The organism is Sphingobacterium sp. UBA1897, from assembly GCF_002337775.1.
GTDB classification, from domain to species: domain Bacteria; phylum Bacteroidota; class Bacteroidia; order Sphingobacteriales; family Sphingobacteriaceae; genus Sphingobacterium; species Sphingobacterium siyangense.
On sequence record NZ_DDGR01000027.1, the window covers coordinates 178,770 to 201,473 of the forward strand.

A 22,704-nucleotide genomic window follows, 5' to 3' on the forward strand; every position below is an offset into this window, starting at 1 on the left:
AACAAAACATTAACAATGCTATAAGAAATCGTTAACATATTAATTTATTAAATTTTTGTATCAAAAAGAAGATTAATTTATAATGATTCTAAACATTTAAAAATCGAATTATAACAAAAAAAGACGCTCTACCTTCTCAGGCTGAGCGTCTTTCATATTGAGATTAAATAAGTCTAAAGACGACTTATTTATTGATATTTAATCGATATACTCAAATTTAGTGTACGGCACCAAAACTGCAGGAATCCTAATTCCTTTTTCCGTTTGATTATTCTCCAGTATCGCTGCGACTATACGTGGTAAAGCCAATGCCGAACCGTTCAACGTATGTGCCAGTTGCATCTTGCCATCGGCATTCTTAAAACGGACTTTCAAACGATTCGCTTGATAAGTTTCAAAATTGGAAACGGAAGATACCTCTAACCAACGTTTCTGAGCAGAACTATACACTTCCATGTCATAGGTCAATGCAGAAGTAAAGCTCATATCTCCACCGCAAAGGCGCAATACACGGTAAGGAAGCTCTAATTTCTGCAACAGACGCTGCACGTATAAACTCATTTCTTCCAGCACTTCATAAGACTTTTCAGGATGTACAAGCTGTACCGTTTCCACTTTGTCAAATTGGTGTAACCGGTTTAACCCACGTACATGTGCCCCGTATGAACCTGCTTCACGACGGAAACATGGTGTATAAGCACAATGTTTGATTGGAAACTGTGCTTCTTTCACAATCTCGTCTCTATAAATGTTGGTGACCGGAACTTCAGCCGTAGGGATTAAATACAGGTTGTCGTTACCCACATAGTACATCTGTCCTTCTTTATCCGGTAATTGTCCCGTAGCAAATGCAGAATCTTCATTGACCAAGATAGGCACCTGTACTTCCTCATATCCTTCTTCTGCTGCCTGATCCAAAAAGAAATTGATCAATGCGCGTTGCAATTTAGCGCCTTTACCTTTATAGATAGGAAAACCTGCTCCGGCAACTTTTACGCCAAGCTCTAAATCAACAATATCATATTTGTTCAACAATTCCCAGTGCGGCAATGCATCTTCCGACAATGCAGGGATTTCGCCATGGCTCAAAACAACTTCATTGTCCTCAGCACTTACACCTGCTGGAACGGATTGATGCGGTAAATTAGGTAATTGCACGATCTTCTCATTCAATTCTGCTTCAATTGTACCCAATTGATCCAAAAGTTGCTTCACTTGCTCCTTATATCCCGAGGATTTGGATTTAACGGTTTCAGCTTCTTCTTTTTTTCCTTGGCGCATCAGATCTCCAATCTGTTTTGCTGCCGCATTAGCCTCTGCCGAAAGTGCGTCAGATTCCGATTGGATCTTACGACGCTCTTCATCTAAACTGATGATTTCGTCGACCAATCCAATTTCCTTGAAATGCTTGACAGCCAATCTTTCGATTACCGTATCCCTGTTCTCACGGATATAATTCAATTGCAACATAATATAAATGTGTTATTTAAAATAGTGAACAAACTTAGATAAATTTGCCTTTATTTACAAGCAATTTTATTCCTAAACCACCATCCAAAAGGCTTTTTGACTACTTTAAGGCTCTCTATTTCTATCGCAAAGTACCGGAAAACAAACATCAGCCCATGGAATACCGATCGTCCCATGGAATCGGTATTTACACCCCATAATCCATAGAAAGAGGGTATCCATTAGACGCCTAATCGATACACTCTATAATTCGATGTATAATACAACCCTTGTCGTGAGATTCAACCTGATGAACTCATGTGATGCGCATTTGCTAAACAATGCTTACCTCATCGCATAAATAAACATCCTGAATGGCATGTAATAATGCGACACCTTCATTCATTGGCTTTTGGAAAGCCTTACGGCCAGATATCAACCCTGTGCCACCTGCACGCTTGTTGATAACCGCAGTTTTTACAGCTTCCTGGATATCATTCTGTCCCGAAGCTCCACCAGAATTGATCAAGCCAGCCCGACCGGCAAAGCAATTAAGCACCTGATAGCGGCATAAATCAATAGGATGATCGGAAGAAAGTTGCGTATACATACGTTCATCCAACTTTCCATAACTACTTTTATCCATATTCAATGCTTTAAAGCCTCCGTTTAATTCGGGTAGTTTTTGCTTAATAATATCCGCTTTGATCGTTACGCCCAAATGATTGGCCTGTCCGGTAAGATCCGCTGCTAAATGATAATCTTTATCACCTACTTTAAACGCCGAGTTACGCAGATAACACCATAATACCGTCGCCATCCCCAAAGAATGTGCTTCTTCAAATGCTTTTGCCACTTCGATAATCTGACGGTCTGATTCCTCAGATCCAAAATAGATGGTCGCCCCTACCGCAACTGCCCCCATATTCCAGGCTTCGCGAATTGTTCCGTACAAGATTTGGTCGGCTCGATTGGGATAGGTCAATAGTTCATTATGATTGATTTTAACCAGAAACGGAATCTTGTGTGCATACTTTCGGGCAACGGCTCCTAAGACACCAAAGGTAGATGCCACGGCATTGCAGTTTCCTTCCAAAGCTAGCTTGACAATATTTTCCGGATCAAAATACTGAGGATTTGGCGCAAAAGAAGCTCCTGCACTGTGTTCGATTCCCTGATCTACGGGCAATATCGAAAGATACCCGGTATTGGCTAACCGACCCGTTCCAAAAAGTTGCCCCAAACTCCGCAAGACCTGCGGGCTACGGTCACTCGAACTATATACTTGGTCAATAAATGCTGCTTGTGGAAGATGAAGCATTGTTTTGGAAACTGCGGGTTGATCAAATTCTAACAAATAACTCGCTTCTGCGCCTAGATGTGCCTGTATTTTTTCAATGTATTGCATAATTTATTTAAAATAAAGTGATGGAGTTTACCATTATCTTTAAAATAAAACTCCAAAAAGCACAGAATGTTTTAGCGCATATTATATAGTAAAAAAAACTTAACTTTGACCATGTTATATTTAGTTCCGACACCTATTGGCAATCTGGAGGACATGACGTTCCGTGCGATCAATGTCCTGAAAGAAGTGGACCTCATCTTAGCAGAGGATACAAGGACCAGCGCTCCGCTTTTGAAGCATTTTGGAATCGACAAAAAAGTATTTGCGCATCATCAGCACAATGAACATAAAGCGGTATCTGAAATCATTAAATTCTTGAAAGAAGGGCAAAACATTGCATTGATTTCAGACGCAGGGACACCGGCGATCTCAGATCCTGGATTTTTGCTGGTGCGTGAAGCCATCAAAGAAGGGCTTGAAGTGCAGTGCTTACCAGGCGCAACAGCTTTCGTGCCAGCGCTTGTCAATTCGGGCCTTCCCAACGACCGTTTTTGCTTTGAAGGTTTTCTACCCGTCAAAAAAGGAAGGCAAACGCGCTTAAAAGCTTTGGCAGAGGAAAAAAGAACGATGATCTTCTACGAGTCGCCACATCGTATTCTCAAAACCATCGAAGAATTTATCACCGTTTTTGGAGCAGAAAGACAAGCCTCGATATCACGGGAATTGAGCAAACTCTATGAAGAAAATGTTCGCGGAACATTAACTGATTTAAAATTACACTTTGAAAACAATCCGATTAAAGGAGAATTTGTATTTTGTGTAGCGGGATTGGAATAAATTTTGACAATCTTTATGTATTAAAAAGTATTTGACATGAACATGGAACAATTTGCACAGGACGGGCAGGACATAAAAATCATTGAAAAATTGGTTACTAAAGTCCAAGATATGCTTACTCCAGGGGAAAAAATAGATTATATTGCAGTTCAAAAGAAACCTGCAGTTACTATTTTACCAGATAGTATCACCATCAGTAATAAGCGCATATTTATGTGCGAATTTACTAAACTGGGTCTGGCTACTGATTTTGAAATCTTCGGTTGGCAAGATATCAAGGATATTGCCTTTAAGGAAGAAATATTCGGTTCAAAAGTTACGGTTATACCATTTACTGGCGAGAACTTAAGCATAGACTATATCCCTAAAGTTCAGGCTAGGAAATTGTATCAATATATTAAAGCCGCCCTTGAAAACTATAAAAAAGCGGAATTGGCTGCCGAAAAAGAAAAAATAGTCATTGCTCCAACAGTTGCAAAGGAAGTGATTATCGAACGGCCAGAAAATAATACACCGGTTCAGCCAGCAGTTACAGCTCCGGCGGCACCTCAACCTGTTGTATCGGCACCAGTAACTCCGCCAGCGCCAACGGTATCAAACATCCCGCCCGCTCCACCCGTTAAAGAAGAGGAAGATGATGAAATTACCTTAAAGCTCAAAAAATTAAAAACGCTCTTCGACAAACAATTGATTACCCAAGAGGAATACGAGAGTAAAAAGAGAGAAGTTTTATCCAGTTTATAATCATAAATGGGAGAAAATATAGAGTGAAAAATAACTATTTACTGGCACTTTTAAGTGCCTTTTTATTGTGGTTGGGCTGGCCTCCAATCCCCTATTCCAGTCCCTTATTATTTATTGGTTTTGTTCCTTTGCTGATTGCTGTAGAAAACATTATCCGCAGTGAAACATTCAAAAGAAAAGGCCGTAAAGTATTTCTTACAGCGGGACTCACGGCTGTTGTTTGGAACACGGCTTCCATTTACTGGGTATACAACTCCATCTCGGCAGTTATGCCGCCCTTTGCCGCTGTTGTCATCAGTCTGATACCTTTTTGTCTTGGCGCCGCTTTAATGGCACTAGCTTTCAGGTTATATGGGCAATTACGACGCAAAACGAACATCCTGTTATCCCTTTTCGGATTAATGGGATTTTGGATAAGCTATGAATTTCTACACGAATCCTGGGATTTAGCCTTCCCTTGGATGACTTTAGGCAATGGTTTCGCAAGTTTCCACCAATTGATCCAATGGTACGACATCACAGGGATCTATGGCGGAACAATATGGATCTGGCTGGTCAATATCTTGGTATTTACACTTTACCTCAATGGAAAAGGACTTTATCCGATCAAACGTAAGATTGTCCCGATTGCCTCTTTAGCGACTATATTACTGGTTCCCAGCACTTACTCGCTGATACGTTACTTCAACTACGAAGAACATCAGAATCCTGCACAGATTGTTGTTGTTCAACCGAATATTGACCCTTATATTAAATTCAATTTAAGTCCCGAGGAACAATTAAACATCTTATTCGCCTTATCAAATTCAGTCGCCAAACCCAATACGGAGTTTTTCATCTGGCCTGAAACTGCACTTTCACAGAACGGCGATTTTGACGAGGAAAACTTTAGGGAAACCTATTCTTACCAGCGCATTTTAAAATTTTTAGATCAATATAAAAATGGCAATGTACTTTCAGGTATTGAAAGCTATCAGTTGTACAACTATGCAAAAACACCTACTGCGCGTGAAATAGCTCCTAATGTATACCAGGATAATTTCAACGCTGCGACATTGATCGATTATTCCTCCAAACTTCAGTTTTACCATAAGTCTAAACTCGTGCCGGGCGTAGAGCAAATGCCTTTTGGCGCAGCGATGAATTTCCTGAAACCACTATTCAAGGCATTCGGCGGTACGACAGGTGGCTACGGAAAACAGGCTGAACCTTCGGTATTCTATGCCCAAAGCGGTATTGGTGCCGCACCCGTAATCTGTTATGAATCCATTTGGGGCAATTATGTTTCCCAATATGTCAAAAAAGGCGCTCAGTTTATTGCCATTATCACCAACGATGGCTGGTGGGGCAATACTTCGGGTAAAGACCAGCATTTACAGTATGCCAAACTGCGTGCGATTGAAAACAGGCGCTGGGTTGCTCGATCGGCAAATACAGGGATTTCAGGCTTTATCAATCAACGTGGCGATATTGTACAACAGACTAAATGGTGGCAGCCTGCAGCCCTAAACCAGGAAATTAACTTAAATGAAGAAATTACTTTTTACACCAAAACGGGCGATATTGCGGCCTACTTAGGTTTGGCACTGGCATTGGGAGGAATTGTGATACTGATCGTAGCAGGAAGATTCTTAACCTCCGCAAACACCTAACAGTCAAATCATTGGCTAACCTTTTAAAGAACCCCTCAATTTTTGCTCACTTATAGTTTGCTCGGTGATTAGTGTAAATATAAGGGTTTCAGCACATACAAGAAAACAATCGTTGACAGTTTGATTGGTTTGTGAAAGAAAGGAAAGCCTTGTAATGCCACATCAGCCATTAGATGTAAACAGGCAAAGCGAGAACAGCACAGAGCAAATAGCGGTGGGGGTTCCGCAAGCCACATTTTGCTAATTTAATCTATTTATTTCATACCTTAAATGTATGTCTAGTTTTCGGGGAGCAACCTAATGACTCGGATAATCCGCACGTGAATTTGGATAGAACATTACAGGAGAAAATCATCACTTTTCCTACCGATGCAAAAAAATGTAGCCGGATAACCGACAGAGAAGGTATTGTCGTGCGCCAAAGTTGCACACCTACATTAAAAAAGCTGGGGGTTGACCAGCGCTTCCGCAATCATCCCAGAAACAAAAAGAAGGCAATTAAAGCAGATAAAAGGTAAAGACCATTGCCGGTAGGCTAGTTCGGGAATTGGAACGTAAACCGGCAGAGCGAATGTACGCTTCAGAACTGGCTCTCTTCAACCGGGTGCTACAACAAAGCAGATATAGCAAGGAGAAAATCTATTCACTGCACGAGCCTGAAGTACAGTGTATTTCTGAAGGGAAAGAACATAAGAAGTATAAGTTTGGAAATAAGGCTTCGATCATTTATAATATAAGCGGAGTGATCGTCGGATCAATGGGCTTTCGAAATGAATATGACGGACATACCTTAAAATCCGCATTAAACAAGTATAATTCCTTACTGGCAAATTGTAATCTTCCAAAACAGCCACTGGAGACAGAGTGTATCGAGGGAAATCAACCATAGGAACCACCAAAATTTAAATCCCAAAAAGATTCAAGAAAGCGCATCCTAAAAAGGCATCCATAGAACTTGTCATTGGACATCTCAAAGCAGATCATCGCTTGGGTCACAACTTTTACAGGGGCATATTTGGCGATAATATAAATATTATACTAGCTACCCTTGCTTTCAACTTCAAAAGGATGATGAATAATTGGAAAACTTTCTTTTTAATGATCTTTCAAAAAATAGAAACAATATCTGCATAATAAATCAAATCAGAAGCAAAATCTGGCTTTTTAAAGCGCGACTATGTAAATGAGAAAGATTAAAAGCCTGTAATGGAGGATATCAAATCCGGTCTATAAAGCCGTGAATGAAGAAATGGGATATAAAAATCGGCTGTCTTTCGAGGGAAATAGGCAAGTAAATTCTTTGAGTACGAGGAACAGGTTCGAAAGACTACATACACATCAAATCCGATCGAGGAAATGCACCGTCAGATACGAAAAATCATTAAGTCTAAAGGAGCCTTCAACTCCGAACAGGCAATAATGAAATTGATGTATCTGATCATAAAGGATATCGCAAAAAAATGGACGATGCCAATGTATAACTGGGGTTTGACCATATCCCAACTTTACATTAAATTTTGGGATAGGCTCAAACTTGATAGAGGCTTTTAGATTTTGGTTAATTATCCAATGACACAGGTGTTACACTCCCCATTCTTGTGGTAAATGATCCTCACCTTATTTAACTTTTGTTTAAAAGAGAATTTCTCTTTAAATACGTTTTAAATTATTACTGGACAGAAGATAGACTAAGCATCCCCAAAAAGGGATAAAGACTATCAATAATAATTTCCAAAGTTGAATCCTTTCTGAAGATTTACTTATCCTATATATTGTAAGTAGATAGGTAAAGAGAATTAGTATACCACCGATTAAAAATAATATTTCCATGATATTTATCTATAATGATTTATATTTTCTACTTGTAAATTTTGCACGCTGCGGCTGCGGCTGCCAACATACATCCTTCACATGTTGGCCCCGTTATATAACAAAGCAAATTACATTTAGGGTCTGCTTCACACGCAGCCTTTGCTTGTTGGAATACTCTAGCAACGCAAGTTAAATAATCCTCCTCTTTAGCTTTATTATTGGATGCCGAATAATCCATTGAAGGATCTTTTGGTTTGTACATAGATTCATTTGTACTGTATACGTATTGGCTTTTTTCTGACCATATTACGAATCCTTGTGCAACTCCATCATTGTTATATTTTATTTCTTGGTAAAAAGATTCATAGTTTTTGTCTTTTTCAAAAATATAAAGATATCCCTTTGTAGAATTATCTGAAATTACAGGGATAACTTCGTACGAGATATTATCAGAAACTTCTGAGCAGGCAGGCGTTTCTGCAGTTATGATTTGTGAAGTTGTGATATCAAGGTCTTCTTGTATGGATTTTATTCTATTTGTAATGAATAGATCTCTTTCTTTATCCGAATGATGCTTTGATGAATTCGCTGACTCTTTTACATCTATTGACAGTTTTTGATTGTCTACTTCGTTTTTGTTTAATTCTTTTGAACAGGAGAAAAATAAAATTAAGGCGGTAAATAAAATAAGTGATTTTATAATTATATTCATAATTAAGTAATTTATCGCTATAAATATAAACTATTTCACTGTAAAAGAAAAAAGTAATTTCATTTTTCTCTTAATTAACGTAGTTTTAGAATAAAAGAGTTGAGACTTATATAGTTTATGGACTGAAAAGGCTCGGTTTCTACGCATTATGCATTGGTTAGAAATGAAAGGGAACAGCATGTTACTGTTGCATGGTTTCGGGTGGTCATGATACTTCTCTATGAGTTCGGATGCCTGGGATAATAGCGGAGCAATGACGACCGTTTCCATTTTCTTCCTATTGGTTACCAACCAATCCCCACCGTCTATTCCTTTCAAAATGTTGCCTCTCGTGAGGTTTCCCATGTTCTATATTTGTCAGTCTTGTATAACTGCTAAAATGGAGTATATCCAGTACCGATTGTAGGCGTTCGATGGAAACCATCTTATGGGCAAGTAAATTAAATCCCTCCTTTGTGAGATACCCTCTTTAGGTCTTGTTAAAACGGAGTTTGAATTTAGCAAACGTGTCTTTTTCCAGCCAGTCCATAGTGACAGCTTTTTTTACCAGCTTATGTAACCCCTCGAAGTGCTTCATCACACCATTGTAACCCAATGACTTGTGTATGTATTTATTAGCAATGGCTTCTATCTTGGTGCCACCAGTGTAAATATCTTCTATGCTCAATACTCGTTCTTTTATTCTTCCTACGGAGTTTTTAATGGATTAGGCCTCCGTTTGTTCTGCATGGAGATGGTTCTTGACAGCAGTACGTTCCCGAATCAGCTGATCTCATTCACGGGTCAGCTGGTTCAACCTTTTTTAGTTAGGATCTGGGCTGTGCCACAACTCAAGCCGACGTTTTGGGCCGAATAGGGCGATAGCTTCCGAACAGCTTGTGTCTGTTACTGCCTTAACCTACGGTGTACGAAAGTAATTACTGATCTTATTAGACAAGATAATAATAATCTTATATCTCTTGGATTCCAAAAAATAAGCAAACTTCTCGTGGTAAACGCCCGTGGCCTCCATAACAAAACGAAGAGGACTTTCTGCAGACGTATGGGCATGTACACATCCCTGCAACTTTAACAGACCTTTATCCGTATCGAAGATTACCGTAATGGCACAGCTTTTTATCTAAGTTAGAAAAAATATGTCCAAAACAAACGACCAGTTCCTTACTCCCAACATCAATCAATAACAACAACCTGCTAGAGTGTGTTCATAATAATTTTTGGTTGAAAATGTAAAATTTATAGTGAAACTTCCCTTGGACTTGTCCTCCTAGATATTCAAGCTGGACTGCAATTCCGCTTTACATTCTGTTCTGCCTTAGGAAGCGAAAAAAAGGAAGGTCATTTCTCAAAAACAGTATGCTAAAAAAGCTACTAAGACAGCCTTTGACTCTTCATTTTTTCACTACAACGCAAATCTATAAAATATACAATATCTCCTACATTTGCTTTATACCAAAAAAGGAGACAGCCCCATTTTTCTATATCAGAACGTAAATTTTCTAATCCTATACTATCCCTGGCAAAAAGAACCTAATTCTGATGAGCCCCCGGCACGCCAACACCTATCAGCTATAATTAGGAAAATAAAATGATAAAAATAAGTCATTTAATACCTTTAATTTACTTTGGAGATTTGTAATTTTGCAGCATGCAAGTATATTTTGATAATGCAGCGACTACAGCCTTAGATCCTGAAGTAATAAAAGTAATGGTTGATGTGATGAACAATAACTTTGGAAATCCATCTTCTATCCATAGTCACGGACGACAAGTAAAAACAATTGTAGAAAAAGCCCGTAAAACGATTGCCAATCTACTTCATGTATCTCCAGCAGAGATATTCTTCACATCGGGTGGAACCGAGGCCGACAATATGGCCATCGTTAGGTCAATCGCCGACTTTGGGATAACCCATGCCATCACCTCACCTATTGAGCACCATGCCGTATTACATACCTTAGAAGAACTTGAAAAAGCCGGTAAGGTGCACCTCGACTTATTGGAAGTTGGCGAAAAAGGTAATTTAAATCTCACCCAGCTGGAAGAACTTTTAAGTACCAATCCGCGTACGTTTGTTTCCATTATGCATGCCAATAATGAGATCGGAAATCTCAACGATATTCAACGTATCTCCGAGTTATGCCAAAAGTATAATGCGATATTCCATTCGGACACGGTACAGACCATGGGGCATTATCCACATGACCTTGGTAACCTTAAAATAGATTTTATAACAGGGGCTGCCCATAAATTCCATGGCCCAAAAGGGGTGGGTTTTCTTTACATCAATGCGAATAACAAGATTAAACCGTTAATCTATGGTGGAGCACAAGAGCGCAACATGCGTGGTGGAACAGAAAATGTCTATGGAATCGCGGGGCTTGCCAAAGCTTTAGAACTTGCCTATGAGCACATGGAAGAACACCACGCTTATATTCAAGGACTCAAATCTTATATGATCGACGAGTTGCAGAAAGCAATCCCCGAAATTGATTTTAATGGTGTTATTGAACCAGAAAAATCACTGTATACCGTACTGAATGTTTCTTTCCCATGTAGTGACCTTGCTGACATGCTTTTATTCAACCTGGATATTGCAGGAATCTCTTGTTCTGGTGGCAGTGCCTGCAGCTCAGGAACAGACATCGGATCGCATGTATTGGGTGCAATCAAATCAAGCTCGGAGCGTCCTTCGGTTCGTTTTTCATTCTGCAAGCATAATACAAAGGAAGAAGTCGATTTTGTGGTAGCAACCTTGAAAGAACTTTGTACAAAGAACAAATAGCATTTATAGGTAAAGCGTCAAGCATGCCCCGCAAGTGAAAAATAAATTATCAGGCTTGCAGCAAGAAAGAACTTATTCAATAGCCGAAAAACAGCTATACATCCAAAAACATAAAAAGCCGAAAGTATATTTTCGGCTTTTTATGTTTTAATATATCCCTTAGGCTACATATCAATTTTTTGTCAAAACATAATATTTGGAAATATCGCCCGTTATGTCATTTCCAGAGAGATCCAGTTGACTGAGTATCCGATTTCCTAATTTGAACTTATAGTCAACGCCGTCCAGTGTAATAATGTTACCATCCAATTTCCATTTTCCTTCACGCATAAACACATCATCACTTTTATTAAGGTATTTAGATGAATATTGGTAGGTATTGTCAGCATGCAATGAAATAAGTGTTTCTATACCATCACAATCCGCACAAGGCATGACGCCTTTGTATTCACCAATCACTACTTCCGCCTTATCCCTACCTTTTAGGTCCTGTAAATTATCTTTATAGACCGCAACACTTTGTTTGGGATTATCACATCCCACCATTCCAATTGTCAACAACAAACCCACAATCCAAATAAACCTTTTCATCTCATTCCAAATTCAAAAAAATCAGCATCTAACAGTTACACCAATAAATTCATAACAAATTAAATACCAAAAATTTAGAAAAGATTAAAAATCATCTTCATCGTCGTCTGTCAAGAATGATAATGCACCTTGTAACTCGCCCAAAGCATGGAAATTACGTGTCTTCCGAGCGATCTCAATTCCGGATCTATAGGTATCAATCGCGGACGCCTGTTTATTTAATTTTTCGTACAATTTGCCCAAATGATAGTAAGTTCCTACATAATCTGGATTTGTATGTACTAAATTCTCAAATCTCAACAAAGCCTCTTGTTCATCTTCCTGCTTGAGATATTCAGCTGCAATTGCATATTTTAAAAAAGGATCTTCGGGGCTCTCTTTCAAAAATTCATTCAGTTGATCCAATCGTGTCGACATATCTTTTTTATTTCAAACTTAGACAAATTGCATTTTATATGCAATTTAATTGTGTATCCCCCTCAAACAATTCCGCATCTCTCCATATCACACGAAAGCTTTTTATAAACAGGAACCCCGAATGAGCTGCGATGCTTTCTAAAATTACTATGCTAGCATATAAAATGACAATTTACTGACGCAATAAATCCATTATAAAGAATCGGCTATTTAAAATAAAAAAATACAAAAAAGACAACAAAACACCTAAATATCATATCATATCAAAAAAAATACACGAAAACAACTGGTAAAATTAAAAATTCATCAAAATCACAAGACGACTCTTTAACAGCATTTAAAACGCCTTAGCGCTTTTTAATTGAAAGAAAATATGGTAAGTTTGAGTAAAACCAATCGTATATGAAAATATTAGTTTGTATAAGTAATGTCCCTGACACTACATCCAAAATCACTTTTACAAATGACAACACTGCATTTAACACAGCTGGTGTACAATTCATTATAAACCCTTATGATGAAATTGCTTTATCCAAAGCAGTTGAGTTGGCTGAAGGTGGAAAAGGAACCGTAACTGTCATCAATGTGGGCGATGCATCTACAGATGCAACCATTCGAAAAGCATTGGCAATTGGCGCAGACAATGCTGTACGGATTAACGCCGCTCCACGCGATGCTTGGTTTGTTGCTAATCAGATAGCAAAGTATGCCAAAGACAATGCATTTGACTTAATTTTAACTGGCCGCGAATCCATCGACTATAACGGTGCTCAAGTGGGGGCAATCGTAGGAGAACTGCTGCATATCCCTTCTGTTTCCATTGCCAAAAAAGTTGATATTGCGGGCGACGCAGTCACAGTTGAGCGCGAGATTGAAGGCGGAAAAGAAGTATTGACAGCAAAGCTGCCCATCGTCATTGGTACAGCAGAAGGTGTTGCCGAGCCAAAAATACCTAATATGCGTGGTATTATGAGTGCGCGGACCAAACCATTGGATGTGCTGGAACCTTCCACTATAGACGTTCTTGAACACATTGTCAGCTATGAGACACCTGCTCCGCGCGGTACGGTCAAACTTGTTGACGCTGCCGAGGTAGAAAAATTAGTTTCTCTTCTTCACGACGAAGCTAAAGTTATTTAATCTTTAAACGCTAAAACACCATGTCTATACTCGTATACGTAGAAAATACCGATGGAAAATTCAAAAAATCTGCTTTTGAAGTTGTTTCTTATGCAAAATCCATCGCCGATAACATACAGACTGATCTTGTTGCGATTTCAATTGGAAATGTCGCTGGAGACGAACTTGCTGGCTTGGGCAAGTACGGTGCTTCCAAAGTATTAAATGTCGACAATGAGCGACTCGCTTCTTTTGTAAACCAAGCGTATGCAAGCATCATTGCTGAAGCCGTAAAGAGTACCGGCTCAAAAATACTTGTGCTGTCCAACTCTTTCTCGGGCAAAGGACTCGCTCCACGTATTGCAGCCAAATTAGAGGCTGGTCTGGCCGATGGCGCGCTCGAATTGCCGAAAATCAATGGCGACAAACTGACTGTCAAAAAAACAGCGTTCTCCAATAAAGCGTTCGCTACGCTCGAACTATCCTCGGATATAAAGGTCATCGCACTAAGCCCGAATGCATATGAAACAAAAGAGACCGGTGGTAGCGCAACTGTCGAAACTTTTGCTCCCAATATTGACCAAACAGATTTTACAACGATGGTCAAAGAGATTGTCCGAGCAACAGACAAAGTTTCCCTGCCGGAAGCTGAAATCGTCGTCTCCGCTGGGCGTGGTTTAAAAGGCCCTGAAAACTGGGGTATGGTGGAAGAACTTGCAGACGTCCTTGGTGCAGCTACAGCATGTTCAAAACCCGTATCTGATGCAGGCTGGCGCCCGCATTCGGAGCACGTAGGCCAAACAGGTATTGTTGTTAGCCCCAATCTCTACATTGCTATCGGTATCTCCGGAGCAATACAGCATTTGGCCGGAGTAAGCTCTTCTAAAACAATCGTTGTCATCAACAAAGATCCAGAAGCGCCCTTTTTCAAAGTGGCCGATTATGGAATTGTAGGCGATGCTTTCGACGTCGTTCCGAAATTAACGCAGGCATTGAAGGCTTACAAAGGTATTTAAAGCTTTCTTCCGATATATTCTCCCCATTTATCCAAAATGAATGGGGAGTTTTTATTTGTTATAATTGCATATAAAAGCAAATTTATCTAAGTTTGTAGACCGCTTTGGAATTAAAATGAAGAAAATCAGATTAGATATCGTTGGTTTATCCTATAGTCAAACGCAATCTGGGGCTTATGCTCTTGTATTGGGAGAAGTGGAGGGCAACAGAAGATTGCCCATCATTATCGGCAGCCACGAGGCTCAAGCTATTGCTATTCGGATAGAGAAAATGATTCCTAGTCGTCCGCTGACACACGACCTATTTCAATCTTTTGCAGATTCTTTTGGTATTAAACTCATTGAAGTACTGATCTATAATTTGATTGAAGGGATATTTTATGCTAAAATTATCTGTTCCGACGGCAACAAGATTGTCGAGATTGATGCCCGCACATCCGATGCCGTTGCACTGGCTGTACGGTTTGAAGCTCCGATCTATGCCTACGAATTTATTATGTCCTCTGCTGGAATTATCATTGAGGGACATGAGTTTGCATTTTTGGAAAACCTAGACAAATCCAACAAAGTTCAGGATCCAAGTGTTGTTGAGATCGAAGAAAAAACACCTTCAAAATCCCCACAAAATCCTTTCTCCACGTTGACAGATGAGCAACTGGAGCAAGCACTTAATCAGGCATTGACCGAAGAAAACTACGAGCAGGCTGCATTGATTAGGGATGAGATTTCCAAAAGAAAATAACTCCTTTCATTAAAGCGAAACAAAAATTTTAAATAACATCGATTTATGTCTATTAAATTAAGATTGACCATTATGAGCTTCTTTCAGTTTTTTGTCTGGGGAGCATGGTTGATTACAATAGCAAACTATTGGTTTGGCACAAAACAATGGGATGGTACACAATTTGGAGCTATTTTTGCAACCATGGGGATCGCTTCTTTATTTATGCCTACCTTGATGGGAATTATCGCCGATCGTTGGATAAATGCCGAAAGATTATATTTTATTCTTCACTTATGTTATGCGGGTGTTTTATTCTATTTACCTCAGGTAAATGATCCAAACACCTTTTTTTATGCGATGCTTGCGGCAATGTGTTTTTATATGCCGACTTTGGCCCTATCCAACTCCATTGCATATACGGCATTAAATGAAAATAACTACGATTTGGTCAAGGCATTCCCCCCCATCCGGGTTTTCGGAACCATAGGTTTTATCGTCGCCATGTGGATCACCAATTTAACAGGCAACAAGGCCACAGCTTATCAATTTTATATCGCCGGAACCGCAGCTTTGGCTTTAAGTCTCTATGCTTTTACATTACCTAAATGTCCACCGAAGAAGTTACAACAGGAAGATGCTTCCTGGACACAACTATTAGGCTTGGAAGCATTTAAACTTTTTGGAAATTATAAAATGGCTTTGTTCTTTATTTTTTCCATGTTCTTAGGTGCCGCACTCCAATTGACCAATGCCTACGGTGATGTGTTTTTGGATGAATTTAAATTCTACCCTAAATTTGCAGAATCTTTCGTTGTGAAATATTCGACCATCATTATGTCCATTTCGCAGATATCCGAGACACTTTTTATTCTTGCTATTCCATTTTTCCTCAAAAGATTCGGTATAAAAAAGGTCATGCTGATTTCGATGTTTGCCTGGGTATTACGTTTTGGATTATTCTCATTTGGTGACCCTGCAGGCGGACTTTGGATGATTGTATTATCCTGTATCGTCTATGGTATGGCATTTGACTTCTTTAATATCTCAGGTTCTTTATTTGTTGAAACCTCCACAACATCACGCATACGCAGCTCGGCACAAGGCTTATTTATGATGATGACAAACGGTTTCGGTGCCGTTGTAGGCAGTTTTGCATCGGGTTGGATCATTGACCACTACTTTACCAAAAGTTTTCAAAACAGCAAAGATCTCGCACAATATTTAGATACAACAATCGACAACACCCATTTTTTACATTTTCTGCAGGAAAAGAGTATCTCAATCTTACCTGACGGCATGTTAAGTGGTAACCTCATGCTGAAAGACTGGCATGACATCTGGCTAGCTTTTGCCATCTACACCTTGGTTATAGCAGTCCTTTTTGCAGTCTTCTTTAGACATAAACACGAGCGTGAACCGCTCAATTCAAAATAACAAAAAGCCGCTAATTGCGGCTTTTTGTATATTTGTAACATGCAAAGCACAGCAACGGAATTATTCAAAGATTCTCAATCCCACATCTATAATTGGACATTTCAATGGATTAAACAATTTGGCCTTGATAATCAGGGGAGTCATTTTGTTAACTCGATCCTTTTACTCTTACTGGTTGTCTTGTTTTTGATCATCATTGACTATTTCACCAAAAGAACATTACTCCTGTTAACAATCAAAGCCATCAGACGTAGTACAAACCGCTTTGATGATCTGTTGATCCGTAATAAAACACTGAAACTTGTTGCTCATTTTGTTCCGATATTAGTGGCACAATATATCATGCCCATTATCTTCATGGGTTTTCCAACCTGGAAAGAAAACAGCAATAAAATACTTGACATAGCCACGACTGTCGTCAGTTTATTGATTATTCATTCGCTCCTGAAAAGTTTGCGGGATATGCTGCGCATGAAGAAATCTTTTGCAGACAAACCTCTGGAGAGTTATTTACAGGTCTGTCAGATTATCTTATTATTTATCGGCGGAACGATCTGCTTTTCAATATTGACAGGAAAATCTCCCTGGTCTTTCTTATTATCCTTGGGTGCCGCATCCGCAATTCTGATGTTGGTATTCAAAGACACTATACTAGGATTTGTTGCCAGTATACAAGTTTCGGCCAATGACTCCATCCGTGTCGGAGATTGGATAGAGATGCCCAAATATGGCGCCGATGGAACGGTCAAAGAGATTAACCTCAATAATGTAAAAGTACAGAACTTTGATAAGACCATTACGACGATACCAACACATACGCTATTGTCGGATTCGTTCAAAAATTACAGGGGCATGCAGCAGTCGGGCGGTAGGCGCTTAAAGCGGGCCATAAATATCAAAATTTCCACGATTCGATTTTTAGAAAATGAAGAAATTGAAAAACTCAAAAATATACAGATCCTGCGGCCGTATATCGAAGAGCGCGCCAGGACAATTGACCAATTCAACACCCAACAGCAAATAGATCAGTCAAGCCCCATAAATGGTCGCAAAATGACAAATCTAGGGATGTTCAGAGCTTACACACTCACCTATTTACGTCAAAACCCCAATATCCACAAGACCATGCCCCTGATGGTGCGTCAGCTTGCTTCAACCGAACACGGTGTTCCAGTCGAACTTTATTTCTTTGTAAACGATATCCGCTGGGAATATTACGAAGGAATTGTTTCGGATGTATTCGACCACCTATTTGCCGCCACAAAATACTTCGACCTGGAGATCTTTGAAAATCCGGCATCGGATGATTTTCGGCGTGCTATCCGGCATAAAAGCCTTCATGACTTCGCAGACCAACAACAATAAAAGCGAACGGAATGTTCTTTCTGGCCAATAACGTCAGACACTTTCAGAAGAAAATATCGCTGTCGAACCAAGTGTTCAGCCGAACTATGTGTTCATATATTGCTAAGGTTCATACCAAACGAATTACCAGGCAAAACCTTGTCTGCATAAATCAAATGAACTGTAAGAACAGGCCAGCCGAGAAGCAGTTAAATGCTGGTATCGTAAGATAGCCTAAAAGGTATAAAACAGTGAAAGGTAATCTGGGGAGATTACCTTCACTTTAAAAACAAACTAAATTTTCAGACGTGTTTCACAACAGATCTACACATTAACCCTAACTCTTTATGAATCAAAAATTACTCTACACAAATATAGGATCGTTATGTTAAGTGCATCTTAAGCTATCTTTAAACTTAAAACAACTCTACAAATGGTTATTTATCTCACCTCAATAGTCTTTGTTGCCAGGTGTACTCTATTGAAAAGATCAATCGCCTGAACCTCAATCTGATATTTACCAGCTTTAAGTTTGGGCAAATTAGCTGTCCACAGATGACTGGATTTTTCGGGGTTCGAAGGTCTACGCGTATTCTTTAATTCAGTTGCTGTATCGTATTTAGCAAGAGAATTTAGGAATGCCGGATCGTTTTCATTGACAAAATCCATTTCCTTCCATTCGCCCTGATTGATTCTATACGTTACCTTGTCACCTTCCTTTCCAATGAAAAAATTAGCGTATATCGGATATCTCTTTGTGTATTTTTCTGGAACGACCGATGCGCCATATAAATCGATCTGATACGTTGCTGGCTTACCGACAACCTTATAATCAAAACTGTATTGGTTGCCCTCGATTTTTAAGATGGCATACCCTTTTGGTGTACCGTCCCGCATTGTAGAAACAGGAATTCCCTTTTCATTCAACTCGCCTGAATACCAGTCGCCAGAGGTCGTACCCACATTATACTCGTGATGTGGCTTTTCTTGTTTCCATCCTTCGTTTTGCCCATAAAAATATTGCCGCTGAAAGTGTGTATGCGCGGATAAAGACAAGGTATGCTTAAATGGAGCCAAAATATCGAACAGACGTTGTCTATCTTCGTTACGAAAGACATCCGAGTTTTGATGGTATAAAGGAATATGAAATGCCAACACAATCAATTTATCTTTAGCAACGTTTTTTAAGTCATTTTCCACAAAATCAAGCTGATCTTTACGGAATCCGCCTAAATAACCTTTACCTGTCCGTGGATTCGGATAAATGATATTATCAAGAATGATAAAATGCGTATTTCCATAGTTGAACGCATAATTATTGGGGCCAAACGTCCGCTCGAACGATTCATCGGAGAGGCTATCCACTTTAGCATCATAGTTCATATCGTGGTTTCCCATGACATTATACCATGGCAAGCCCATCGTGGAAATCACCGATTTATATTTTGGCTGAAGTGAAAGATCGTCTCCCACCAAGTCGCCTAAGCTTATTCCGAATTTCGCAATTGTCTTATCGGAAATTTCATTGATCACACCATTTTTGAAATAGGCCAGTTCTTCCTCCGTGTAAGCCTGTGGATCACCAAAAACAAAAGCTGAAAACTTAGGATCCTCATCTTGTTGATACATTGCAAAATTTACAGCAGCAGGGATTTTTCCTGTAGCAGCAACAGCAGGGTATTTTGAAACTGGACTACCGTTTACCTTATGGATATAATAGAATTTTGGGTGGTTATTTTCATCCAAGGGCAAAGCATAGCCTGTTGGTTTAACCACAAAAATGATGTTGTCATTTCCAACGGGCAATTGGTAATTACCATCTTTATCAGTCGTTGTCACTTCACGCCCGTTACTAACAGAAACAGACGCAATACCTTGTTCGTTTTTATCTAATTTTCCGTTCTTGTTTACGTCCAGATAAACTTTTCCTTTTGCAAAATCTTGCGCCTGCACAGCGTTTACGCATGCCCAGGAAATTGCTAGTGCCAAAAATGCTTTCATATGAAATTTTGTTTTGGCGCTAAAGTATTCGATTCAGGTTAACGGAGTATAAAGAGAATATAAAGAATTTATCAAAAAACAAAGGAAGCCATTTAATACTCCTGTATTAATTAATCCATATTTGGCAGTATCGTTATAGGGACCTTATCCGTGTTTTATACGTATTCATCCGAATGAGGTCCCTATCAGGTCCCTATTAAGTCCCTATAAAATCCCTACTAACATATATGTTGTTGGCGGGTTAAATCCTTCTTCCATCCTTTGTTTACAGACGGATATTCGGCACAAAAAAAGAGAAACCAATGACTTGATTTCTCTCTTTACCCTTAGGGCCTATTTCTTAACTATCTGGCTTGCGCAGTTGCCAACATGCGGTTGACTTCATCGATCATTGATTTTGCTGCATCGTGCATCCGAGGGTTGCCTGCAAAATCTGCATCCAAAGTGATATGCTTGGACTTATCTTTATAGTTGAACTCTAAATAAAAACGTGGGACTTTAGAATTTGTTGAATCCTGCTGCCATTCAGGACCGGTCATATCGGTATCCAAGTTCCAAAAGCCGAGCTCCATTGCTTTGCGATGCAGGTATAATAAATCGTCTTTTGTAAATTTTACAGTATCGGTAATTAGAGAATCTTTTTTGTCTAAATATTTATAGATACGTGTTTTTGAATTGTATTCGTTGACCATGTGGTTCGGCTCGCCATATTTGAATTCAATGGATTCAAAATCGGCAAAACGAAAAGGGGCATTTTTGATCATATTACTATAGTAATAAACACAATACATCAAAAACGGCACAATAATACAAAGGCCCAAAAAAATCTTCTTACTCTTGATTGTCATTTCTATAAAATTTTGACAAAAATAAGGATTTATACAGGGTATAAAAGTTTATATCAAGATATGACATAAAACCTACATGAAATTCACGCGTTTAGATATTGGGAGAGCCCGCGTCAACAAAGGTCTTCGCATACCAACTGTCGGTAAGATCAGAGATAATAACACCTTTCCGTGTCGAAACATGAACGAACTTATTATTATGCAGGTATACACCAACATGATCTATTCCATTTCGTCCGAAAGAAAAAAACACGAGATCTCCTTCTTCAAGTTTATCGACCTTTTTTCTCTTTACTATTCCTTCCATGTCACGCGAAGTCCGCGGCAAATTCCCTTTGTATACTTCAATATAGAGCAGATTAACAAATCCCGAGCAATCTACCCCCGATTTGGTCTGTCCACCCATACGATGCGGTATCCCCATCCAATCGTCAATAAAGGAATAAAGGTGCGGATTTAGTTTTTTGGTACTCACATTGAGCAAGTCTGCATAATTGTCAAGTTTGGATCCCGAAAAAGTTTTTCCACGCGCTGAGCTCGCATCTGTCAAAACCGAACCATTGGAAGAATGTGTTTTGGAGCTAAGTACCTTTTTCTTCGTTGAACAACTGCTCAAAAATAGAACTGCACCTAAAAAGAAGATAAAATAAGATCTGACACCCATGCGGTTCGATTTACGTTCTTGCTTAACAAACTTACTTGCATAACAAACTTAATTAAATTGCTGTTGATATCCAATAAATTTGCTTGCCCCCGGAGATTGCTTTTCTTGATAAGAACGTCAGATAAGAAAAAGAATTGTTCAGAAATCGTAACTTTGACGCCTAATTTATTTGAGAATGGAAAAATTAAAAGGTGCATTAGCTGTCTTTTTAGGTGCGAGTAGTTTTGGGATACTATCAACGTTTGTTAAAAAAGCCTATGGTAAAGGGTTGAATTTAGGAGAGGTAACGGGAATTCAGGTATTGTTTGGCATGCTTATCCTTTGGCTTATCTATATCATCATCAAACTCTTTTCGGCAAAGTCATTTCACTCTTCAAGCAAGAAATCTTCATGGATCAAGATATTAATCAGTGGTACTTCGACCGGTTTGGTGAGCATTCTCTATTACAAATGTGTACAGCTCGTCCCGGCTTCGTTGGCCATCGTACTGCTCATGCAGTATATCTGGATCGGTGTGGTAATCGAATTTATCTTTTTCAAGGTAAAACCTTCAAAAAACAACCTGATTGGTATCGGCATTGTACTCATTGCAACATTATTAGCGACTGGACTTCTTGAAAAAGGCTTGCAACACCTCAACCTAACAGGTGTCTTATTTGGTCTTTTAGCAGCGACCGCCTATTCGGTCTTCATGATCGTCAACGGTCGTGTCGGCAATGACTATCACCCCATTCAAAAAAGCGCTATTATGGTAACGGGGGCCTGTATACTGGTCTTCACCTTGTTTCCACCTGCTTATTTATGGAATGGTCAATTTGATGGTAACTTCCTCTATTTCGGCTTGATCCTCTCGCTATTTGGCACGGTCATCCCGCCTTTATTATTTGCCTATGGCCTACCGAAAACGGGCTTCTCCTTAGGCGGAATATTAAGTTCGGCGGAGCTACCCGTAGCCACCTGTATGTCGTTTTTTATACTTCATGAAAGTGTATCCACGATACAATGGCTCGGGGTACTTTTGATCTTGGGTACCGTCATCTGGTTAAATGCAGCAAAGAGCAGTACGCATTAGGCGACCGATCCACTTCCGGTCGGAGTACTGTAGTCAATTTGATCAAGAACACAACTGTGTGCTGCAATCAATAGGGAAATTATGGAATTCCCGTTAACGAAAAAAGGCAATCTTCTCTAATAAGATTGCCTTTTT

At 39.4% G+C, this 22,704-nt stretch carries 20 protein-coding genes and 1 pseudogene; 12 read left to right on the forward strand and 9 right to left on the reverse strand.

What is annotated here, in order from left to right:
- Positions 1-198: 198 nt before the first annotated feature.
- Both serS and B4N43_RS19205 read right to left on the reverse strand, forming a co-directional pair.
- Positions 199-1,470 carry a serine--tRNA ligase gene (gene serS, locus B4N43_RS19200; RefSeq protein WP_286735886.1) on the reverse strand — a complete coding sequence of 424 codons (1,272 nt, stop codon included), beginning with the start codon at positions 1,468-1,470 and terminating at the stop codon, positions 199-201.
- A 313-nt stretch (positions 1,471-1,783) separates the two neighbouring features.
- Positions 1,784-2,857: a class I fructose-bisphosphate aldolase gene (locus tag B4N43_RS19205; RefSeq protein ID WP_286735887.1), complete on the reverse strand. Its 1,074-nt coding sequence runs from the start codon at positions 2,855-2,857 to the stop codon at positions 1,784-1,786.
- Between the two features lie 111 nt (positions 2,858-2,968).
- Between B4N43_RS19205 and rsmI the strand changes: the two genes are divergently transcribed.
- The 5 genes and pseudogenes from rsmI to B4N43_RS25645 all read left to right on the forward strand — a co-directional run.
- Positions 2,969-3,634: a 16S rRNA (cytidine(1402)-2'-O)-methyltransferase gene (gene rsmI / locus B4N43_RS19210; protein WP_083663502.1), complete on the forward strand. Its 666-nt coding sequence runs from the start codon at positions 2,969-2,971 to the stop codon at positions 3,632-3,634.
- Between the two features lie 36 nt (positions 3,635-3,670).
- Positions 3,671-4,378 carry a PH domain-containing protein gene (locus tag B4N43_RS19215; RefSeq protein ID WP_201665890.1) on the forward strand — a complete coding sequence of 236 codons (708 nt, stop codon included), beginning with the start codon at positions 3,671-3,673 and terminating at the stop codon, positions 4,376-4,378.
- A 23-nt stretch (positions 4,379-4,401) separates the two neighbouring features.
- The gene (gene lnt / locus B4N43_RS19220; RefSeq protein ID WP_286735890.1) at positions 4,402-6,030 is read left to right on the forward strand and encodes an apolipoprotein N-acyltransferase; all 1,629 of its coding nucleotides are present in this window, start codon (positions 4,402-4,404) and stop codon (positions 6,028-6,030) included.
- A gap of 571 nt (positions 6,031-6,601) precedes the next feature.
- A complete protein-coding gene (locus B4N43_RS19225) occupies positions 6,602-6,919 on the forward strand; it encodes a hypothetical protein (RefSeq protein ID WP_286735892.1) in 318 nt (105 codons plus the stop codon).
- Between the two features lie 220 nt (positions 6,920-7,139).
- Positions 7,140-7,581: pseudogene (locus tag B4N43_RS25645) on the forward strand (transposase); the annotation flags it as partial.
- Between the two features lie 307 nt (positions 7,582-7,888).
- Here B4N43_RS25645 and B4N43_RS19230 read toward each other — a convergent pair.
- Both B4N43_RS19230 and B4N43_RS19235 read right to left on the reverse strand, forming a co-directional pair.
- A complete protein-coding gene (locus tag B4N43_RS19230) occupies positions 7,889-8,554 on the reverse strand; it encodes a hypothetical protein (RefSeq protein ID WP_286735893.1) in 666 nt (221 codons plus the stop codon).
- A gap of 469 nt (positions 8,555-9,023) precedes the next feature.
- A complete protein-coding gene (locus B4N43_RS19235; protein ID WP_286735894.1) occupies positions 9,024-9,221 on the reverse strand; it encodes a phage integrase SAM-like domain-containing protein in 198 nt (65 codons plus the stop codon).
- A 981-nt stretch (positions 9,222-10,202) separates the two neighbouring features.
- Here B4N43_RS19235 and B4N43_RS19240 point away from each other — a divergent pair.
- Positions 10,203-11,339 (forward strand): cysteine desulfurase family protein, encoded by a 1,137-nt coding sequence (locus tag B4N43_RS19240; protein ID WP_286735895.1) that lies wholly within the window; start codon positions 10,203-10,205, stop codon positions 11,337-11,339.
- Between the two features lie 171 nt (positions 11,340-11,510).
- On the opposite strand, the gene B4N43_RS19245 is transcribed toward B4N43_RS19240, so the two are convergent.
- Entirely contained in the window at positions 11,511-11,930 is a 420-nt protein-coding gene (locus tag B4N43_RS19245; protein WP_075991319.1) for a copper resistance protein NlpE, read from the reverse strand.
- Between the two features lie 84 nt (positions 11,931-12,014).
- Entirely contained in the window at positions 12,015-12,347 is a 333-nt protein-coding gene (locus tag B4N43_RS19250) for a tetratricopeptide repeat protein (protein WP_248933084.1), read from the reverse strand.
- A gap of 402 nt (positions 12,348-12,749) precedes the next feature.
- On the opposite strand from B4N43_RS19250, the gene B4N43_RS19255 reads away from it, so the two are divergent.
- The 5 genes from B4N43_RS19255 to B4N43_RS19275 all read left to right on the forward strand — a co-directional run bounded on the left by B4N43_RS19255 (position 12,750) and on the right by B4N43_RS19275 (position 18,005).
- A complete protein-coding gene (locus B4N43_RS19255) occupies positions 12,750-13,487 on the forward strand; it encodes an electron transfer flavoprotein subunit beta/FixA family protein (RefSeq protein WP_075991317.1) in 738 nt (245 codons plus the stop codon).
- Positions 13,488-13,507: 20 nt separating this feature from the next.
- The gene (locus B4N43_RS19260; protein WP_075991316.1) at positions 13,508-14,482 is read left to right on the forward strand and encodes an electron transfer flavoprotein subunit alpha/FixB family protein; all 975 of its coding nucleotides are present in this window, start codon (positions 13,508-13,510) and stop codon (positions 14,480-14,482) included.
- 115 nt (positions 14,483-14,597) lie between these two features.
- A complete protein-coding gene (locus B4N43_RS19265) occupies positions 14,598-15,224 on the forward strand; it encodes a bifunctional nuclease domain-containing protein (RefSeq protein WP_088160444.1) in 627 nt (208 codons plus the stop codon).
- A 45-nt stretch (positions 15,225-15,269) separates the two neighbouring features.
- A complete protein-coding gene (locus B4N43_RS19270; protein WP_286735899.1) occupies positions 15,270-16,640 on the forward strand; it encodes a nucleoside permease in 1,371 nt (456 codons plus the stop codon).
- 39 nt (positions 16,641-16,679) lie between these two features.
- Entirely contained in the window at positions 16,680-18,005 is a 1,326-nt protein-coding gene (locus B4N43_RS19275; protein WP_286735900.1) for a mechanosensitive ion channel family protein, read from the forward strand.
- Positions 18,006-18,425: 420 nt separating this feature from the next.
- Here the strand turns inward: B4N43_RS19275 and B4N43_RS19280 are convergent, their stop codons facing one another.
- The 3 genes from B4N43_RS19280 to B4N43_RS19290 form a co-directional block, all read right to left on the reverse strand.
- On the reverse strand, positions 18,426-19,985 hold the full coding sequence (locus B4N43_RS19280; protein ID WP_286735901.1) for a calcineurin-like phosphoesterase family protein: 1,560 nt from the start codon (positions 19,983-19,985) through the stop codon (positions 18,426-18,428).
- A gap of 344 nt (positions 19,986-20,329) precedes the next feature.
- Entirely contained in the window at positions 20,330-20,749 is a 420-nt protein-coding gene (locus B4N43_RS19285) for a hypothetical protein (protein ID WP_070565307.1), read from the reverse strand.
- Between the two features lie 175 nt (positions 20,750-20,924).
- Positions 20,925-21,497 (reverse strand): C40 family peptidase, encoded by a 573-nt coding sequence (locus B4N43_RS19290; RefSeq protein WP_112373637.1) that lies wholly within the window; start codon positions 21,495-21,497, stop codon positions 20,925-20,927.
- Positions 21,498-21,672: 175 nt separating this feature from the next.
- Between B4N43_RS19290 and B4N43_RS19295 the strand changes: the two genes are divergently transcribed.
- On the forward strand, positions 21,673-22,569 hold the full coding sequence (locus B4N43_RS19295) for an EamA family transporter (protein ID WP_201639672.1): 897 nt from the start codon (positions 21,673-21,675) through the stop codon (positions 22,567-22,569).
- Positions 22,570-22,704 lie beyond the last annotated feature (135 nt).

What these genes read in the sequence shown, in the direction of transcription:
- B4N43_RS19255 (WP_075991317.1), top strand. Translation starts at nt 12,750, where the DNA reads ATGAAAATATTAGTTTGTATAAGTAATGTCCCTGACACTACATCCAAA.
- B4N43_RS19245 (WP_075991319.1), bottom strand. Translation starts at nt 11,930, where the DNA reads ATGAAAAGGTTTATTTGGATTGTGGGTTTGTTGTTGACAATTGGAATG.
- B4N43_RS19225 (WP_286735892.1), top strand. Translation starts at nt 6,602, where the DNA reads ATGTACGCTTCAGAACTGGCTCTCTTCAACCGGGTGCTACAACAAAGC.
- B4N43_RS19295 (WP_201639672.1), top strand. Translation starts at nt 21,673, where the DNA reads ATGGAAAAATTAAAAGGTGCATTAGCTGTCTTTTTAGGTGCGAGTAGT.
- B4N43_RS19240 (WP_286735895.1), top strand. Translation starts at nt 10,203, where the DNA reads ATGCAAGTATATTTTGATAATGCAGCGACTACAGCCTTAGATCCTGAA.
- B4N43_RS19280 (WP_286735901.1), bottom strand. Translation starts at nt 19,985, where the DNA reads ATGAAAGCATTTTTGGCACTAGCAATTTCCTGGGCATGCGTAAACGCT.
- B4N43_RS19205 (WP_286735887.1), bottom strand. Translation starts at nt 2,857, where the DNA reads ATGCAATACATTGAAAAAATACAGGCACATCTAGGCGCAGAAGCGAGT.
- B4N43_RS19250 (WP_248933084.1), bottom strand. Translation starts at nt 12,347, where the DNA reads ATGTCGACACGATTGGATCAACTGAATGAATTTTTGAAAGAGAGCCCC.
- serS (WP_286735886.1), bottom strand. Translation starts at nt 1,470, where the DNA reads ATGTTGCAATTGAATTATATCCGTGAGAACAGGGATACGGTAATCGAA.
- B4N43_RS19215 (WP_201665890.1), top strand. Translation starts at nt 3,671, where the DNA reads ATGAACATGGAACAATTTGCACAGGACGGGCAGGACATAAAAATCATT.
- B4N43_RS19270 (WP_286735899.1), top strand. Translation starts at nt 15,270, where the DNA reads ATGTCTATTAAATTAAGATTGACCATTATGAGCTTCTTTCAGTTTTTT.
- B4N43_RS19290 (WP_112373637.1), bottom strand. Translation starts at nt 21,497, where the DNA reads ATGGGTGTCAGATCTTATTTTATCTTCTTTTTAGGTGCAGTTCTATTT.
- B4N43_RS19265 (WP_088160444.1), top strand. Translation starts at nt 14,598, where the DNA reads ATGAAGAAAATCAGATTAGATATCGTTGGTTTATCCTATAGTCAAACG.
- B4N43_RS19285 (WP_070565307.1), bottom strand. Translation starts at nt 20,749, where the DNA reads ATGATCAAAAATGCCCCTTTTCGTTTTGCCGATTTTGAATCCATTGAA.
- B4N43_RS19260 (WP_075991316.1), top strand. Translation starts at nt 13,508, where the DNA reads ATGTCTATACTCGTATACGTAGAAAATACCGATGGAAAATTCAAAAAA.
- rsmI (WP_083663502.1), top strand. Translation starts at nt 2,969, where the DNA reads ATGTTATATTTAGTTCCGACACCTATTGGCAATCTGGAGGACATGACG.
- B4N43_RS19230 (WP_286735893.1), bottom strand. Translation starts at nt 8,554, where the DNA reads ATGAATATAATTATAAAATCACTTATTTTATTTACCGCCTTAATTTTA.
- B4N43_RS19275 (WP_286735900.1), top strand. Translation starts at nt 16,680, where the DNA reads ATGCAAAGCACAGCAACGGAATTATTCAAAGATTCTCAATCCCACATC.